16 protein-coding genes are annotated in these 16927 nt (G+C 43.5%); 12 read left to right on the forward strand and 4 right to left on the reverse strand.

What is annotated here, in order from left to right:
* Positions 1 to 56 precede the first annotated feature (56 nt).
* Together RCG25_RS01240 and RCG25_RS01245 are read right to left on the reverse strand one after the other, a co-directional pair.
* Entirely contained in the window at positions 57 to 311 is a 255-nt protein-coding gene (locus tag RCG25_RS01240; RefSeq protein ID WP_308081873.1) for a GlsB/YeaQ/YmgE family stress response membrane protein, read from the reverse strand.
* A 96-nt stretch (positions 312 to 407) separates the two neighbouring features.
* Positions 408 to 761 carry an IDEAL domain-containing protein gene (locus RCG25_RS01245; RefSeq protein WP_308081874.1) on the reverse strand — a complete coding sequence of 118 codons (354 nt, stop codon included), beginning with the start codon at positions 759 to 761 and terminating at the stop codon, positions 408 to 410.
* A 396-nt stretch (positions 762 to 1157) separates the two neighbouring features.
* Here RCG25_RS01245 and RCG25_RS01250 point away from each other — a divergent pair, with 396 nt between their 5' ends.
* The 8 genes from RCG25_RS01250 to RCG25_RS01285 all read left to right on the forward strand — a co-directional run bounded on the left by RCG25_RS01250 (position 1158) and on the right by RCG25_RS01285 (position 10119).
* Positions 1158 to 1484, forward strand: coding sequence for a YflT domain-containing protein (locus RCG25_RS01250; RefSeq protein ID WP_308081875.1), 327 nt, complete (start codon positions 1158 to 1160; stop codon positions 1482 to 1484).
* Positions 1485 to 1567: 83 nt separating this feature from the next.
* Positions 1568 to 1747, forward strand: a complete 180-nt coding sequence (locus tag RCG25_RS01255; RefSeq protein ID WP_308081876.1) for a hypothetical protein — start codon at positions 1568 to 1570, stop codon at positions 1745 to 1747.
* 397 nt (positions 1748 to 2144) lie between these two features.
* Positions 2145 to 4172: a leucine-rich repeat domain-containing protein gene (locus RCG25_RS01260; protein ID WP_308081877.1), complete on the forward strand. Its 2028-nt coding sequence runs from the start codon at positions 2145 to 2147 to the stop codon at positions 4170 to 4172.
* Positions 4173 to 4347: 175 nt separating this feature from the next.
* Positions 4348 to 4587, forward strand: a complete 240-nt coding sequence (locus RCG25_RS01265; protein ID WP_308081878.1) for a DUF1146 family protein — start codon at positions 4348 to 4350, stop codon at positions 4585 to 4587.
* 261 nt (positions 4588 to 4848) lie between these two features.
* Positions 4849 to 5637 carry a YwmB family TATA-box binding protein gene (locus RCG25_RS01270; protein WP_308081880.1) on the forward strand — a complete coding sequence of 263 codons (789 nt, stop codon included), beginning with the start codon at positions 4849 to 4851 and terminating at the stop codon, positions 5635 to 5637.
* Positions 5638 to 5669: 32 nt separating this feature from the next.
* Positions 5670 to 6980, forward strand: coding sequence for a UDP-N-acetylglucosamine 1-carboxyvinyltransferase (gene murA / locus RCG25_RS01275; RefSeq protein WP_308081881.1), 1311 nt, complete (start codon positions 5670 to 5672; stop codon positions 6978 to 6980).
* 350 nt (positions 6981 to 7330) lie between these two features.
* The gene (spoIID, locus tag RCG25_RS01280; protein ID WP_308081882.1) at positions 7331 to 8368 is read left to right on the forward strand and encodes a stage II sporulation protein D; all 1038 of its coding nucleotides are present in this window, start codon (positions 7331 to 7333) and stop codon (positions 8366 to 8368) included.
* A gap of 785 nt (positions 8369 to 9153) precedes the next feature.
* Positions 9154 to 10119, forward strand: a complete 966-nt coding sequence (locus RCG25_RS01285; RefSeq protein WP_308081883.1) for a nuclease-related domain-containing protein — start codon at positions 9154 to 9156, stop codon at positions 10117 to 10119.
* Here RCG25_RS01285 and RCG25_RS01290 read toward each other — a convergent pair.
* Positions 10116 to 10535, reverse strand: coding sequence for a VanZ family protein (locus RCG25_RS01290; protein ID WP_308081884.1), 420 nt, complete (start codon positions 10533 to 10535; stop codon positions 10116 to 10118). The genes RCG25_RS01285 and RCG25_RS01290 overlap by 4 nt on opposite strands.
* A gap of 145 nt (positions 10536 to 10680) precedes the next feature.
* On the opposite strand from RCG25_RS01290, the gene RCG25_RS01295 reads away from it, so the two are divergent.
* Entirely contained in the window at positions 10681 to 11547 is an 867-nt protein-coding gene (locus RCG25_RS01295; RefSeq protein WP_308081885.1) for a stage II sporulation protein SpoIIQ, read from the forward strand.
* A gap of 176 nt (positions 11548 to 11723) precedes the next feature.
* Complete coding sequence (locus RCG25_RS01300) at positions 11724 to 13718, forward strand: penicillin-binding transpeptidase domain-containing protein (protein ID WP_308081886.1); 1995 nt, start codon at positions 11724 to 11726, stop codon at positions 13716 to 13718.
* Between the two features lie 1344 nt (positions 13719 to 15062).
* On the opposite strand, the gene RCG25_RS01305 is transcribed toward RCG25_RS01300, so the two are convergent.
* Positions 15063 to 15368, reverse strand: coding sequence for an MGMT family protein (locus tag RCG25_RS01305; RefSeq protein ID WP_308081887.1), 306 nt, complete (start codon positions 15366 to 15368; stop codon positions 15063 to 15065).
* Positions 15369 to 15472: 104 nt separating this feature from the next.
* Here RCG25_RS01305 and RCG25_RS01310 point away from each other — a divergent pair, with 104 nt between their 5' ends.
* Both RCG25_RS01310 and spoIIID read left to right on the forward strand, forming a co-directional pair.
* Positions 15473 to 16066, forward strand: coding sequence for a pyroglutamyl-peptidase I (locus RCG25_RS01310; RefSeq protein ID WP_308081888.1), 594 nt, complete (start codon positions 15473 to 15475; stop codon positions 16064 to 16066).
* A gap of 491 nt (positions 16067 to 16557) precedes the next feature.
* Positions 16558 to 16830 carry a sporulation transcriptional regulator SpoIIID gene (gene spoIIID / locus RCG25_RS01315; RefSeq protein WP_007086083.1) on the forward strand — a complete coding sequence of 91 codons (273 nt, stop codon included), beginning with the start codon at positions 16558 to 16560 and terminating at the stop codon, positions 16828 to 16830.
* Positions 16831 to 16927: the final 97 nt, after the last annotated feature.

Below are 16927 nucleotides of genomic sequence, written 5' to 3' on the forward strand. Positions count from 1 at the left end.
TCTTTATATTTATATAGGTAGGGGGGATGTTGTTGTTTGAACCGATAATGATTAGATTACGCAGTGCGTTTCATGCTTTTTAAAATAAAGCTTACAATAAATACAAGGACAATTGCACCAATCAGAGCCGGGATGATAAAGAAGCCTCCGACTTCTGGACCCCAACTTCCTAGTAGGAAGGATCCCAACCATGCTCCAATGAACCCTGCGATAATATTTCCAATGATACCACCTGGCAAGTCACGCCCCAAAATAAGTCCGGCTAACCAGCCAATAATTCCTCCGATAATTAATGCCCAAATAAATCCCATGTTATTTCTCTCCTTTCTTTTTTTCAAGTAAGTAACTCTGCTTATTAAATACCCGCCTTAGCGGACCTTAAACCAACAATTTTCGATTTTTTTCATTTAAACAATATCTCTATTATGCTGCACCCTCTCGCGCAATCGTGCTTTTGGGTTTGGCGTTCCTGTTTTTAACGCGGTTTGGCAGGCTTTTAGTTCTGAGGTAAGCTTTTTGAAGCCCTCTTTGTCTCCTACATCCAGACAGGTGTCGATTTTCCTTTTTAATAAACTAATCTTAAAGATCAATTCGGTTTGCCTTTTCTGTTCTTCAAGATAGACTTCTTTCCATTTCTTTGATTCCTCCCAGCGATAATCGCTGAGCTTCGATAATCGGCAACCACACTTACACAATGTTTCGTGCATATTAATGACGTAAAATTCAGCGTTTCCACAGTTTTTGCATAAAAGTTTCCTCATCCTTCATACACCTCCATAATAATTGCAGCTTTTAGCTCGTCTGTAAAAATCTACTTCCTATATACCCACAGTGAATTCATTTTTAACCCTTCAAAATTTTTAAAATTGGTTATGTTAAAGAACATTGTTGATTTTTATACTCTGTTGATTGGAGCGGAAGGTGCGAAGACTCCTGTGGGAGTATGGTTCAGGGGAGACCCTGCAGGCGCTTTTCTCCGAGGAGGCTCGCCGAAACACCCACGGAAAGCGAAGCACCTGGAGCGGAAATCAACAGACAAATTTACAAAACCTTAAAATTAATAGGTTTTAATTTTTCAGGAGCGGTTATATAACATGTAGAACGACAAGCTGCTAATGAAAAAGGCAGCTACATCAAATCACAAGGAGGAAACAACAATGGAAACAGTGAAAGTCGTTGAAAATGGTGTACAAGCGAAGAAGGAAATTGAACAGTTGATGACGCAGGGTTATACGAAGGATGAGATTTATTTATTGGCACACGATAAAAATCGCTCTGAGAACCTAGCGGATAATCTGGATCTTACCGATGTTGGTGTCGCCGAACAAGGCTTGTTTGATAGTATGGCCAATGTGTTTCGCTCACGAGGAGATGAGTTGCGCTCGAAGCTGGAGTCATTAGGCTTGTCGCAAGCAGAAGCTGAGCGCTTTGAGGAAGAAATGGATCATGGCCGAGTGGTCGTTGTAGCAACAAAATCAGCATGAAGTCAAAACTTGATAGGAAGCAAAAGTGTGGGTCTTTTGTTTCCTATCGATTCAATTTTATTAAAAAAAAGGAGAGGAACGAGATGAAATTTTCAAATTTAAGTTTGGAGAAATTAGTAGGAGCCAGTGAGCGAGCACGTCATAAAATACGGTCAGACCGCAACCTGGAGCAACATTTTGAGACTCCTATTATCCACCGAGAGATTCAGGGCGACCGAGTGTACGTCCCATTAAACCTTTATCGAGTATGGAATGAAGCGTAAATTAAAAGATACACACCCAAACTAGCTGCCTAAATCCCGTTAAGAGAAGTGCGAACGGAATTTAGGCAGTTAGTTTGTTTTTTTGGGGAAACTTGCTTGTGATGAGGTGAGATTCCGCCGACTTTGTATGGAATTCCGCCGGATTTACGGTTTATTCCGCCAACTTTAGGAGGTATTCCGCCGAATCTACGTAGGATTCCGCCAACTTCGCCATTCAGTCCACAAACCCCCATTTTTTACCATCAAACTACTACTAATTACCCTGCACTGCTAGAACAAATAACTAAATTTTTGTAAAAAATGTAATCTATTATCCATAATAAGGAGTATAATGGAATGCGATATACATAACGCAAAAGATAGATTACTAGAATACATGGGTAAGCAGGGAGACAACATGAACAAATTCCGTACTTTATTTACGATTCTTCTATTATTTACGTCCTTTCAGATTTTTCAACAGACTGCTTCAGCCGAGACGCAGACCTCAAAGCCTGTTGCCATCTATTACTCCCCGCACCAGGACGATGAACTGCTCAGCATGGGGATGTCAATTGCAACAAGTGTGGCCAAAGGCTACGAGGTACATGTGGTACTGATGACCGACGGTGGTGGTGCCACCGGGGCACTCATTGATGTGAACAAAAAGCTGACGAAGGAAAATTTCCCAACAATCACAAAAGAAGATTTTATCAACGCGCGAACAGACGAATTCATGCGTTCGTTAGTAGCGTTAGGAGTGAAGGCTGAAAATATCCATCTGATGAATTTTACCGATGGACAGCTTTCCTATAACCAAGCAAGACAAACAATTGAAACCTTTGAGAAGAACTACCCGCATGCGATGCATCGGTCCATGTCCTATATGGACTGGCATCCGGATCATGCAGTAATGGGGAGGGCGTTAAACGATTTATATAATGAACATAAAATCCGCGACGTCCGCTTTTTTGTAAAAAATGTTCAGTTTTCAACCGTACCAGGCAGTTCGGAAGCACCGAGGTTAGTGACTGCTAATCTTCCTCGAATCAAAGAAGCTACAGCCGCATATAGGGATTGGTCGCCAGCTTCTAAGCACTACTCGATTGGTTATATTTCAGTACCGAGCAATTTCGATGAGCTCGAAAAAAATCCGCAAAGCCGGACACATATGGCCGATACGACGAATAAGCCATCGGTGAGAAGCCTTGGTTTTTCTAGTGGACAAGTAGAGGGGCCGATTACGGATGCCAATTTGGCTGCCGTCATTAAGGAACAGCTCGGCATCAGGGACAGAGAATTAACCGAAGCGGATATAGCTTCATTAACCCGTTTGGATGCACAGGGCAGAGGAATCAGCAGTTTGGAAGGACTGCAATATGCAGTGAACCTTCAATTTCTCGCGCTAGATCATAATAGAATTACCGATGTAACGCCGCTTCAGGGTCTGACAAAGGTAACTGACTTATACCTGAAGGATAATCAGCTAGAAAATGTTCGCCCATTAGCAAGGCTGACGAATATGGAGTCACTACACCTTGATACTAACCGGCTGACGGACCTTAGCCCACTTTCTTCATTAACAAAGCTGCAGGTGCTGTCGTTCAACTTTAATAAAGTGGCTAGTCTAGCGCCGCTCGCAGGGATGACGAATCTCCTAACGGTTTCGATGGACAGCAATGCCTTTAAGGACCTGACTCCTTTGAAAAACAAGCCTGACTTAAACGCGGTATCTTTTTTACATATGGATTTGGATCTAGGTAAGGGCAGTGTCAATGGTGACATCCTAGATATGTTAGGCGCGCAAGCAAGTGTTTATTTTTCGAATGTGAAAGTAACGAGGAGCTATCACACGAATCGAATGGTGGGTATATCGTGGAAAATGCTCGACAGCAGTATGGATAAGGTTGAAGTAAGTATTAATGGCGGCATACCAGTGACATCTTACAATTCGAACTATCTGTTTGGGAATTTGAATCCGGGTCAAGCGTATAAGGTGACGATTTCTTCTTATACGAAGGGGAATTTGAATTTCACAGGCGAGATGATGATTTCGACGGATACGTGGGTGTCGACGAAGGGCTGGCTGCTTGCTGACCGGGACTGGTATTACATCAACCCTTCAACAGGGAATCTGACGACAGGTTGGTTGAAATCAGGGGATAAATGGTATTATCTCAGTGCGAATGGAAAAATGTTCACAGGCTGGCTTAAGTGGAACGGAAAATGGTACTATTTAACATCTAGCGGAGCCATGAAGACAGGCTGGCTATTAGATGGAGGCAAGTGGTACTACCTTGAGAATTCGGGGGCGATGAAAATAGGTTGGTTGTATTACAATAAAAAATGGTTTTACCTTAACAGTTCTGGGGCGATGGTAACCGGACGGGTTTGGATTAGTGGAAAATGGTATTACTTCAATGCAAGTGGCAGCTTAAGCCGTTAGTTTGAAAGCCGTGTCGACCTCTCGATGCGGCTTTTTGCATGTTTTAATGAAGATGTTAAGAAGTTTTCACAAATTCGTCACATTTAAGGGTGATTTTGAAAAATATAGAAACTGTTATATCTTTCCTTCGTCTATATGATAGAATAATCCTTGTGTGTAAAAAGGGGGTAGCAGAATGATAAATGATTTTGGGCAAATGGCGTTAGTAAGCATCCTGTCACATTTGGTTTTTATTGCAATTTCCTGGTGGGCACTGCAGTCGATTCGCTTAGAAAAGCTGATTAAGGCTAACCATGTTTTTCAAGCTCGGCTTCTCTTCATATTATTAGCCATTTTCATCGGATCATCTGTTAGTAACTTTTTCCTGGATTATCTTCAATGGTCCAGACAACTTCCATTAATTTTCAATAATTAGTAGAAATGGTTTGAAATGACAAAATTACTAATCCTGTACATACAAAATGGTAAAAATTTAGGTCTTCGTACATGTTCCCATTTAACGATATTTTGAGTACAATCATCTTTATGTGGAAAGCTAAGGTTGTCTCCCTTAGGAACTTGTCTAATTTTAGCTGGCGTTAAGGTTAAGTTTTTGGAACTTGTCTAAATGTGACGACAATTCCCAAGTATGCTCACCCGCTACCTGGTAACAATGGTAGTAAGGGGGAGTAGAGAGATGAAAAGATATCGTTCGTTTTTTTTATCTGTGATGACAATTTTAAGTTTGATCCTGGTTGTTTTCGGGTACAACACAACTGAAGCAAATGGTAATGGTGCTTTTACACGTCAAGCGATTCCGGATGGTGCTGATGATTTGGCAAAAATCGGTTCTGTTTTAGAAGCCGAAAATATTTTGCTCGATGAATGGTCTTTTTATGCAAGAGAAAAAATGACCGGCATAAAAAGTGAGCAGGACGTGAAGGAATACGCCGAACAACTTCAGGAAAAGTTTCCCGATTGGGATTGGTCAATTAATAATACCAGCCAAAAATGGGAAGTAACAGCAGTATCTCCAACATCTAAACACCACAGCGAAATGCTTCAAATTATGGCAACCCACACAAAACAACCTGTTAATGCGTATATAGTATATAGTGTCAGTGGAAAAGAGTGGAATAAGGCGATAGCGGCCTATTTCACTACTGAGGAATTTAAAAGTAGGCTATCCGACATATTTCGAGGAAAACCTACAATTTTTTCTTGTATGAAAGGCGTTTTCAGTGATAAGATTGATACGGCTTTACCCATAACAGTAAAGAATTTACTGTCCGTTTTTCATGCAAAAGAGATCGAAGCGTTAAAAGAGGAGACATTCATGTCTGTTTCGGCGAATTCGCCGATGTTTACTGGCTCCATAGAAAATCAAAGAGATAACATGAATTTACAAATTGGCATACGCTCCGAACGATTGGGCGGTAAGACTACCATTGTAGTTGGCACACCAATCATAACGATTGAATATTAATATAGAGAAAATGGACGCGGAGGGGAATACTCTTGGAAAAGATCATCGTCCGCGGCGGACAAAGGCTTACAGGAACGGTTAAAGTAGAAGGCGCAAAAAATGCCGTCCTGCCTGTTATCGCTGCAACATTATTAGCAAGTGATGGAAAAAGTGTGATACGTGATGTACCTACACTCTCCGATGTATATACAATCAATGAAGTTTTACGCAACTTAAATGCTGAAGTCGTATTCGAAAACAATACAGTTGTCGTCGATGCATCCAGAGAGTTGAAAGTAGAGGCGCCATTCGAATACGTTCGAAAAATGCGCGCGTCTGTTCTAGTCATGGGATCTTTGTTAGCACGCAATGGCCGTGCCAGAGTCGCTCTTCCTGGCGGCTGTGCAATCGGATCTCGTCCAATCGACCAGCACTTAAAAGGCTTTGAAGCCATGGGTGCAACAGTGAAGGTTGGAAATGGCTTCATCGAAGCGGAGACTGAAGGCCGCTTAAAGGGAGCAAAGATTTACTTGGATTTCCCAAGTGTTGGTGCTACTGAGAACATCATGATGGCAGCGACTCTTGCACAGGGTACAACCATCATCGAGAACGTCGCAAAAGAACCAGAGATTGTCGATTTGGCTAATTTCTTAAATAAAATGGGCGCTAAAGTAAGAGGCGCAGGTACGGGCACGCTTCGTATTGAAGGTGTCGATGTGTTATTTGGTGCCGACCATAACATTATTCCTGACCGTATTGAAGCAGGTACTTTCATGGTTGCAGCTGCGATTACTGGCGGAAATGTATTGGTAAAGGGTGCAGTTCCTGAGCATCTTTCTTCTCTTATTGCAAAAATGGAGGAAATGGGTGTTGAGATCAGTGAGGAAATGGATGGCGTTCGAGTTATCGGTCCTGAAAAGTTAAAGGCCGTTGACATCAAAACGATGCCACATCCAGGCTTCCCAACAGATATGCAATCCCAAATGATGGCGTTATTGCTTCGTGCAGAGGGTACTTCTATGATTACGGAAACGGTATTCGAAAACCGTTTTATGCACGTAGAAGAATTCCGTCGCATGAATGCGGATATCAAAATCGAAGGCCGTTCGGTTATTTTAAATGGTCCTTCTAACTTACAAGGTGCGGAAGTATCTGCAACAGACCTTCGTGCAGCAGCTGCCTTAATCTTAACTGGTTTAGTGTCAGATGGCGTGACACGCGTGACGGAGTTGAAGCACTTGGATCGCGGTTACGTGGACTTCCACGGCAAACTAGCTGGATTAGGCGCTGACATCGAACGCGTCAAAGAAGCAGACGAAATCTTCGTTGCAGAGGAAAAATTTGTCTCCGACATGAACGCATAATGTAAATATTAAAGACAACGGACCTTGATGGATATCGGGGTCTGTTTTTATGTGGTTTTTTGGGCATCGTACTTTGTGCGATGCCTCTTCATGTGGTGCCTGAAAAAGTGCTTTATATGATGCTCTCAATATGGTGCCTGACACCATTCATGGCCACTTGTGTGCGTGGGGTGGATACTGAGTTTGGTGTGTTGTTTTTATTTCAGCTGGAACTTTGTTAGGGGCCGGAGATGGAGTTCATTTTTATAAAAGTTTGTGTAATAAATGCTTGTCCGCTTCCATATGTATGAATGAGACGCAACTCGGCTGATTTGCGCCGGGTGTGAATTTTACAAACTGGAGGCACAATCATGAAAAAAATCAAACCACTCATCGTACTAGCGACGCTCCTCATTGCCCTGACTTTAGTTGTTCCAGCTGTTCTTGTGTTACCGTTCTCGGATGAGCATAAGGCGAGCGGAAAATTAGGTGAAGATTTGAAGAAGACCTCGGCAGAAAATGCGAAAGCGGCGTCACCTTCCGCGGATGCTGCGGTCGAAGTAGCGGTGTTTCGTTCCGCGAAATCAAAGATTGAGACAGTGAACTTAGAAAATTACCTCGTTGGCGTTGTGGCAGCAGAGATGCCGGCAGATTTCAAAGAAGAAGCACTCAAGGCCCAAGCACTAACGGCGAGAACGTATATTGTGAAGCGATTGGTCAGTAAGGATACGCTAGGGGCTCCTAAAGGGGCGCAGGTCACGGACACGCAAATTCACCAGGTGTACAAGAGTGATGATGAGCTAAGGAGAGCGTGGGGCGCTGATTATGCTTGGAAAATGAAGAAGATAGTGGAGGCGGTTCGTTCGACGGCAGGACAAATTTTGACCTACAAGGGTGAGGCGATTCAGGCTACTTTTTTCTCGACGAGCAATGGATATACTGAGAATTCGGAGGATTATTGGCCAGGTAACATTCCTTATTTAAGAAGTGTGTCGAGCCCGTGGGATAAGAGTTCACCGAAGTTTAATAGCCAGAAGGTGATGACGGTGAAGGCGTTTGAGGCGAAGCTCGGTGTGAAGGTGGGCACAGGGTCGCAGGTGGGCAAGATTGTGGAGCGTACGACGGGTAAGCGTGTGGCGAAGGTTGATTTTAATGGCAAGTTGCTATCTGGCAAGGAGATCCGCGAGAAGCTCGATCTTCGGTCGTCGGATTTTGCTTGGGAGCGCAAGGGCACGAATATTGTGATTACGACAAAGGGCTTCGGCCACGGTGTGGGGATGAGTCAGTACGGTGCGAACGGAATGGCGGAGGAAGGCAAGAATTATAAGGATATTGTGAAGCACTATTACCAGGGGGTCGAGATTACGTCGGCAGAGAGTTTGATGGCGACGATTACGGCGCAGAAGTAGTGGTGTGTGGGAAAGCTGGGCGTGGGGGCCTGGCTTTTTTTTGTGGGGTGATCGGCGTTGGCGAGTAAAATGGGGATAGTGACGAGTAAGTTATGAAAGTTGACGAGTAAAATTGAAAAATCAACGAGTAAATCAAAAACTAGACGAGTAAATCACCGAAAGTGACGAGTAAGAAAGAAAATCATATAAAAAGGTCATTTTAAAGGTACTTCAAGAGGAGATCTACACATAATTTTGAAGGAAGATACCAGAGCCAGGCTAAACGCCTAGCTTTTTAGTGGAGAAATAGGTGTAGTTACGTGGTTGGCGAGTAAAATGGGAAAAGTGACGAGTAAATTGGTCAAGTTGACGAGTAAAATATAAAAAGTGACGAGTAAATCAAAAACTAGACGAGTAAATCATCGAAAGTGACGAGTAAGAAAGAAAATTAAATAAAAAGGGTAATTTTAAAGGTACTTCAAGAGGAGATCTACACATAATTTCGAAGGAAGATACCAGAGCCAGGCTAAACGCCTGGCTTTTTAGTGGAGAAGTGGGTGTAGTTATGAGGTTGGTGAGTAAAGTGGGGATAGTGACGAGTAAAGAGGTAAAATTGCTGAGTAAAAATAAAAAGTGACGAGTAAATCAAAAACTAGACGAGTAAACCTCCTAAACTGACGAGTAGACCAAACAAGGTTCAAGACACCCAACTAAATTCCACAAAAAATTCATAATTACTGTCGATTTTTGCAGGGATAAGAAATGTAGAAAGAGAATTTTAGAAAAAAAAGAAAGGAATGATGTGTTTGATTGCTAAAGAAATGCGGATAACGCCAAGAATGGAAAAGCTTGAAGCACTTAATAGAAGATTGCCCGAGTTAAATCCAAAGTATCCTGAGGTGGTGGCGGAATATAAAAGAAGAATGGCTGGATACCGAGGCGAGAAATCAGTGTACTTTTACTTAGCTATGCTCCCTGACAAAGATTACCTTATTTTTCACGGGCTCCGCTTATTTGACGGGCAATACTACTTCCAAATCGATTTCCTCTTACTATGTGCAAATTTTGCAATGGTTTTGGAAGTAAAGAATATGGCTGGAGAACTATCCTTTGAAAAAGAGTTTAATCAAACGATGTGCAAAAGGAATGGTACAGAAGAAAGAGTTAAAAACCCTGTTCTACAAGCAAAGCTGCAGGCAAAAAAACTAAAAGTTTGGCTAAGAGAACATACTTGTCCTGAGATTCCTATTCATTATTTTTTTGTAAATAGTAATGAAAAAACAATAATAAAGGTGGAACCAAAGGATGATCAAATGACTCTACATATCTGTAACAGTGAAAATGTATTAGAGAGAATTGAACAAATAGGAGCCTATTATAAAAAGGACAAATTAGACAAAAAAGAATTGAAAAAGATAAAGCGCCTCCTATTAACCAATCACACTCCTGATGACCCGGATATCCTCCAAGCCTACGATTTATCTCCAAAAGACATCCCTACAGGTGTACAATGTCCAGATTGTTTCACAATCCCAATGATTTATAAAGCTGGGAAATGGTGCTGTGTAAAATGTAATCTAACGTCCAAAACCGCCCATGTTCCAACAATTAATGATTATTTTCTGTTAATAAAACCCTCGTTTACTAATGCTGAGATCTGTGAATTCTTGCATATTCCCACCATTCATATTGGCCACAAGATCATAAAATCAATGAATCTACCCTACACTGGAACATTTAAAAATCGGGTCTATCATCAACCGAAAAGCTAAAGTGTTCTTAGTATTTTCCCAAGCCGTTGAAATCTCCCTCCAAACAACGCCCCTCTTATAAAATAAAAACATACGCTGATTCCAATGATATCTTTTACAAAATCGAATAGCGACGAGGATCGGTAGGGTACGAATGATTGGTGGATTTCATCGCTGATTCCGTAGAGGGCGGCGAATACGGCGCAGGCTACGTTCAAGGTTGGCGTAAACTGGCGGCTTCGCGTTAAGAAGGCCAACACTAGTAAAACATATAAAATTGCAAATTCTATTAAATGCAAGGATTCCTTGATGGTCGAGTCGAGGGATGCATCAGGCAGTTCAACAAAATGGTCGGATGGCAGGCTAGATTGGATCCAGATGATGGCCATATACGCGAGGGGCAGAACCCGTAAACCCCATTTGAATAGTATGTTCATGTGAATATTCCTCCTAGTAGTAAAAAAAATTTCATCTTCATGCATAAAATGAATAGGGTTGTCGAAAAATAACTCTAAAAAATTTTTTTTGCCGAATGTATATAATTCTACTTATCTGTTCAGAATGATTGCTGAGGTGATGAAAATGAGAGAGGAAGAAAACAAACGATCTTCTCAAAGTTCCAGTGTAAAACGCTTTTTCAAAAAGCGTTGGGTATTTCCAGCCATTTATATTGCAAGTGCAGCAATCATTCTGACCGCAGTTCTATGGTTCCAAACTAGCAATAGTGCGACAGACAAATACGATTACAAGTCCACTGATCTTGCTGGTAAAAAGAATCAAACACCAGCTGTGGAAGTTAACAAAGCTCTTGAAAACTTCAAAATGCCGGTGGCTAAGGCTGATGACGCAGTCGTAAAAATGAAATTCTATGATTTCCAAGGCAAAGCAGAAGACCAGGAAGCAGCATTAGTATTCTACAACAATACGTATGTGCCAAACACTGGTATCGACATCACAATGAAAGACGGCGAAACGTTTGATGTAGTTGCATCATTAAGCGGTACCGTTACTCGTGTCGATGAAGATGCAGTCCTAGGTAATGTCATTGAAGTAGAGCACGACAAAGGTATTGTAACACAATATCAATCAGTTAAAGATATTAAGGTCAAGGTTGGCGAACAAGTAAAACAGGGACAAGTTCTTGCCAAGGCTGGACAAAGCTTGTTCAATGAAAAAGCTGGAACCCATGTACATTTTGAAATTCGTAAAGACGGTGTTGCTGTAAACCCAACGAATTATTTTGAAAAATCGTTGACTACATTACAGGAAGACAAGCTTTCGGATGACAAATCAAGTGATTCTGTAGATAGCCCACAAATCAAGGAAGATGAGCAAATGATTGATGATCCTGCGAACTCTACCGACGAAAAAAAATCAGGCGACGACAAGTCTTCTGATGAAAAAAAGGACGACGAATCAACGAACTCTACACAAAATAAAAACTCATAATATGAATGTGACCAAAGGGGAAGGGGAAATACTTTCCTCTTTTTTTTGTCTTTATTTGGGTGTCAGTCCCCACAGAAAGACACTTTCCACATGACGAGGACAAATGTCCACTAGTGGTGCCTGACACCCACTTGTATCCAATTTATGTTAAAATGGGTTTAAAGGGAGGGATTGGTTTGAGGAGAGTTGCAAGATTTATGTTTGTGGTGCTGCTGGTTGTTGCTGCGCTGGCCGGGTGCAGTAAGGAGCCGACACCACAGGATCGTTTTTCGGAGTACATAGCCTTATGGAATAAACAGAAGTTTGATAAGATGTATGACTATCTTTCAAAGGATGCAAAACAGCATATCACCAAAGAAGAGTTTACGAGCCGCTATACAAAAATCTACAAAGACCTTCAGATTACAGACCTCAAGATTAACTTCAAAAAACCAAAAGAGGATAAGCAGGCTGACAAAGAACAAGCCCAGTATTCTTTTACCGCAAAAATGAGCAGCATCGCAGGAACGATTCAATTTACCCAACAAGCGAAGTTACAAAAGGAAGAAAAAGACGATAAGAAAAACTGGTATGTAGACTGGCATACAGGGTTCATTTTTCCAAAGATGAAGGAAGGCGATAAAATCAGTTTGAGCACGGTGGCGCCGACCCGGGGGGAAATCCTTGACCGTAATGGAAATGAGCTAGCTGTGAATGGCCAGGTGTATGAAGTGGGTGTGGTTGCCGGGAAGGTGGATGAGGCGATCATCGCACAGGTAGCACCACTCTTAAAAATGACACCCGAACAGATCCAGAAGGCGCTCAGCGCAAGTTGGGTGAAGCCGGAGCTGTTTGTCCCGTTGAAAAAGGTGTCGATGGACGACCAGGAGCGGATTGCCCAGTTGATTGCGCTCGGACCTGTGCAGACGCGGAAGGTGGGGGCACGGATTTACCCTTATAAGGAAGCGTCGGCGCAGTTAATCGGCTATGTGGGGCTGATTACGGCGGATGAGCTTGAAAAGAGGAAAGCCAAAGGTTACACGAGTCGAGATGTGATTGGGAAGCGCGGCCTCGAGCAGGTGTTGGATGAGCAGCTGAAGGGCACGAGCGGCGTGAAGATTATCATTAAGAAGAAGGCTGGAGGCGAGGAAGTGCTCGCCGAGAAGCTTGTCGAGAACGGGCAGAATGTCAAATTAACGATTGATGCGGAGTTGCAGCTGGCGGCCTTTAATGAGATGAATGGGGAGGTCGGGACGGCAGCAGCGATGAATCCGATGACAGGCGAAACGTTGGCGCTTGTGAGCAGTCCGTCGTTTGACCCGAACCAGGCAGTGATAGGATTCTCGGCGGATGAGTGGAAGGCGTTACAGGATGACGTGAAGAAGCCGTTAACGACCCGGTTTAAGCAGCTCTATGCGCCGGGCTCAGTCATGAAAGCAATCACGGCGTCTGTGGGGCTTGAGAAGGGAACGATTAACCCGGTGGAGGCGGTTCCTATTCTTGGTCCGAAATGGCAAAAGGATCAGTCGTGGGGCGGCTATTTTGTGACGCGGGTACATGTGGGCAGTCCGATTAATTTGGAAAAAGCACTCGTGTTCTCGGATAATATTTATTTCGCACAAGCAGCGTTGAAGCTGGGGAAAGAGGGCTTTGCGGATGGCCTGAAGAAGTTCGGATTTGAAGAGGAGCTAAAGTACACGTATCCTCTTGAGACATCGCAGATTGGAAAAATGGACAGTGAAATTTCACTCGCAGATTCTGGGTATGGTCAGGGGCAAATCCAGATGAACATCGTGCATTTGCTGGCATCCTATACTCCGTTTATGAATAATGGCAATATGATTAAGCCGACGCTTTTAGCGGATGAGCAGCAGGGACAGGTGTGGAAGGAGGCGGCGGTCTCGAGTGAGCATGCTGCACTGATTGCTGCGGATTTACGGAAGATTGTGGGCGATGCGGGCGGAACGGCGCATGCGGCGGAGATGGCGGATTATCCGCTTTCCGGTAAGACAGGGACAGCAGAGATCAAGAAGAAGCAGGGGGAGACGGGTTCTGAAAACGGCTGGTTCATTGCCTATAACACGAATTCGCCAAGCTTGCTGGTGGCAATGATGGTGGAAAATGTACAGGGCAGAGGTGGCTCGCAGGTGCCTGTGAAAATGGTGAAGAATATTTTTATGAATTGGAAATAATGTTTGTGTTTTGGCGCCTGGGGGACTGGGCGTTTTTTTGTCCCACCATAATTTGGTGTTGTTTATGGAGGAGTGGGTGTAGTTTAGTAGTTGGCGAGTAAAATGGGGATATTGACGAGTAAAGTGTGAAGGTTGACGAGTAAAATAGAAAATAGACGAGTAAATCATAATATTTGACGAGTAAATCATTGGAAGTGACGAGTAAGAAAGGAAATTATATAAAAAGGGTAATTTAATAGGTACTTCAAGAGGTGATTGACACGTAATTTGAAAGGAAGTAATGGGGCCAGGCTAAACGACTGGTTTTTTTAGTTATCGGGATGCGAGAAGGTTCCTAATTTCCGTGGAAGGTGATTTTTTAGAGGAATCGATTACCTTAGGGTGGTTTACCGGTTTACCTGACCGAAATGAGTGTGGAAGGAAGTTGTAGGTAACGTAGGAGGGTTTTACGTGCCCGAAGAGTGTGGAAAAAGAAGTGATGGGTAACGTAGAGGGAGTCTACGTGCCCGAAGAGGGTAGTGAAAGATGTAGCGGGTAACGTAGAGGGAGTTCTACGTGCCGAAGAGGGTAGTGAAAGATGTAGCGGGTAACGTAGAGGGAGTCTACGTGACTGAAGAGAGTAGTGAAAGATGTAGCGGGTAACGTAGAGGGAGTCTACGTGACTGAAGAGGGTTGTGAAAGATGTAGCGGGTAACGTAGGGAGTCTACGTGCCCGAAGAGGGTAGTGAAAGATGTAGCGGGTAACGTAGAGGGAGTCTACGTGACTGAAGAGGGTAGTGAAAGATGTAGCGGGTAACGTAGAGGGAGTCTACGTGACTGAAGAGAGTAGTGAAAGATGTAGCGGGTAACGTAGAGGGAGTCTACGTGACTGAAGAGGGTAGTGAAAGATGTAGCGGGTAACGTAGAGGGAGTCTACGTGACTGAAGAGGGTAGTGAAAGATGTAGCGGGTAACGTAGAGGGAGTCTACGTGACTGAAGAGGGTAGTGAAAGATGTAGCGGGTAACGTAGAGGGAGTCTACGTGACTGAAGAGAGTAGTGAAAGATGTAGCGGGTAACGTAGAGGGAGTCTACGTGACTGAAGAGAGTAGTGAAAGATGTAGCGGGTAACGTAGAGGGAGTCTACGTGACTGAAGAGGGTTGTGAAAGATGTAGCGGGTAACGTAGGGAGTCTACGTGCCGAAGAGGGTTGTGAAAGATGTAGCGGGTAACGTAGAGGGAGTCTACGTGACTGAAGAGGGTAGAAATGGAAGTACTGGGTAACGTAGAAGGGTTCTACGTGACTGAAGAGGATAGAAAAAGTAGCCCCCGGTACCGTAGAAACATTCAACATGCCCATAATGCAATTACGGCTCCCACTGATATTTATCCAAATCAACCAACCCGCCAAGACCAATCTCGACGCCTTCCGCTTCCAGCGACAGCACCTGCTCGTTATAGGCTTGGTCTTCCTGTAGGGCAATCTGCCCTTTCACGTTGATGACGCGGTGCCAGGGGAGGCGGTGCTTCTTGCTCATGGAGTGAAGGATGCGGACGACCTGGCGGGCAGCGCGGGGGCTTCCAGCGAGGCGAGCGATCTGGCCATAGGTCATGACCTTTCCTTCAGGGATATTACGGATAATTTCAATTACATTTTCAGTAAAGGGAGTCATGGGTAAGTGTTCCTTTCTATGGCTGGATTTTATAGGAAAATCCTTCTAATCAGTCTATGAACATTATATAATATTTTGAAAAAAGATAAGAGGGGAAGCAGCAGATGAAAACGTTACTTTTAACAGGGTTTGAGCCATTTTTGGAGTTTCCGATTAATCCGACGGAGAAAATTGTTAAAGAACTTGATGGAGCCTGCATTGGAGGCTATCAAATTAAAGGCCTATTGTTGCCGGTGGAATATCGGGAGGCGGGGGAACGAATCCTAGAAGAAATCAAAAAACAGGAGCCCGGTGCGGTGCTTTCCCTTGGGCTCGCGGCAGGGCGGTCAACGATCACTCCGGAGCGAATCGCTATCAATTGCCGCGATGGCGCGCCGGACAATAATGGCGTCGTGCTGAATGATGCTTCCATCATCGAGGATGGTCCGGATGGTTATTTTTCCACACTGCCAATAAGACAATTCGTCAATAAGCTCAATGAAAGTGGTTATCCGGCAAAGATATCAAATACTGCCGGGACGTATCTTTGTAACAATGTCATGTATGTGGTGTTGCATGAAGTGAAGGATAGGCCGGTGGGATTTGTTCATATACCAGCGTCGCATGAATTGGTGCTGAGTGGAAAAAAAGAGATGCCGTCATGGTCAGATCGGGATCTATTAGAGGCAGTTAAGGTCATGATTGGCACTTTAGAATAATATTTTTTTGAAAAAATAGCCAATTTTCGCTCGACAAATTTCTTGGGAAATATTGCAGGTATTCCTATATTTCCACGCAGAAATCCACCTATCACAGGCTTTTTCCACATTGTCGAACTGTGTTAAATTGTCCAATTTTCAAAAAACTTTTAGGATGCCTTGTCCCGTTTGTGGATTTTGTGCATAAACCCGTATCCAAGCTAATAAAATGGTTACAAACCTTTACAAAGAGAGTGTTTGAGGTGAAGAGTCGTTTGAAGTTAGCGGATATTCAGTCGGGGACATGATTATTCATTGTATTGTCAGAAGGTAGATTACTTTCTGTCGTGTGGAGTTCGACAAGATCACCTATTTCGAAAGTTTGTCCATTGTAGACGGACAAATGTCTTTTGATGGTGCCTGACACCCATCCACACGGAAGTAGAATTCGTCGAAGTGATAAGCGGGTCTCATTTCACACTACTCACATCCATATTAGGGAGGGCGAGAGTGTGCACGATTACATCAAAGAGAGAACTATCAAGATTGGAAAGTATATCGTGGAGACGAGGAAAACGGTTCGCGTAATTGCGAAGGAGTTTGGCGTATCCAAAAGTACAGTCCATAAGGATTTGACAGAGAGACTTCCTGAAATTAATCCAGAGCTGGCAAATGAGGTTAAAGAAATCCTAGATTACCATAAATCGATTCGTCACCTCAGGGGTGGGGAAGCGACAAAGATGAAGTATCAAAAAGAAGAAAAGGAAGGCGAGGCTGTCAAATAGCCGCAACATTAGAGGGGTACATGGGGTTATCCGTGAAACCTTAAAGGCGTTCTCTTGGAATCCTTTGTCAAGAAAACATTTCCGACATAATTCATCA

The organism is Neobacillus sp. PS2-9, from assembly GCF_030915525.1.
Lineage (GTDB): Bacteria > Bacillota > Bacilli > Bacillales > Cytobacillaceae > Neobacillus.

What these genes read in the sequence shown, in the direction of transcription:
- RCG25_RS01265 (WP_308081878.1), top strand. Translation starts at nt 4,348, where the DNA reads ATGATAAATGATTTTGGGCAAATGGCGTTAGTAAGCATCCTGTCACAT.
- RCG25_RS01310 (WP_308081888.1), top strand. Translation starts at nt 15,473, where the DNA reads ATGAAAACGTTACTTTTAACAGGGTTTGAGCCATTTTTGGAGTTTCCG.
- RCG25_RS01270 (WP_308081880.1), top strand. Translation starts at nt 4,849, where the DNA reads ATGAAAAGATATCGTTCGTTTTTTTTATCTGTGATGACAATTTTAAGT.
- RCG25_RS01260 (WP_308081877.1), top strand. Translation starts at nt 2,145, where the DNA reads ATGAACAAATTCCGTACTTTATTTACGATTCTTCTATTATTTACGTCC.
- RCG25_RS01240 (WP_308081873.1), bottom strand. Translation starts at nt 311, where the DNA reads ATGGGATTTATTTGGGCATTAATTATCGGAGGAATTATTGGCTGGTTA.
- RCG25_RS01290 (WP_308081884.1), bottom strand. Translation starts at nt 10,535, where the DNA reads ATGAACATACTATTCAAATGGGGTTTACGGGTTCTGCCCCTCGCGTAT.
- RCG25_RS01245 (WP_308081874.1), bottom strand. Translation starts at nt 761, where the DNA reads ATGAGGAAACTTTTATGCAAAAACTGTGGAAACGCTGAATTTTACGTC.
- RCG25_RS01305 (WP_308081887.1), bottom strand. Translation starts at nt 15,368, where the DNA reads ATGACTCCCTTTACTGAAAATGTAATTGAAATTATCCGTAATATCCCT.
- RCG25_RS01255 (WP_308081876.1), top strand. Translation starts at nt 1,568, where the DNA reads ATGAAATTTTCAAATTTAAGTTTGGAGAAATTAGTAGGAGCCAGTGAG.
- spoIID (WP_308081882.1), top strand. Translation starts at nt 7,331, where the DNA reads ATGAAAAAAATCAAACCACTCATCGTACTAGCGACGCTCCTCATTGCC.
- RCG25_RS01295 (WP_308081885.1), top strand. Translation starts at nt 10,681, where the DNA reads ATGAGAGAGGAAGAAAACAAACGATCTTCTCAAAGTTCCAGTGTAAAA.
- RCG25_RS01250 (WP_308081875.1), top strand. Translation starts at nt 1,158, where the DNA reads ATGGAAACAGTGAAAGTCGTTGAAAATGGTGTACAAGCGAAGAAGGAA.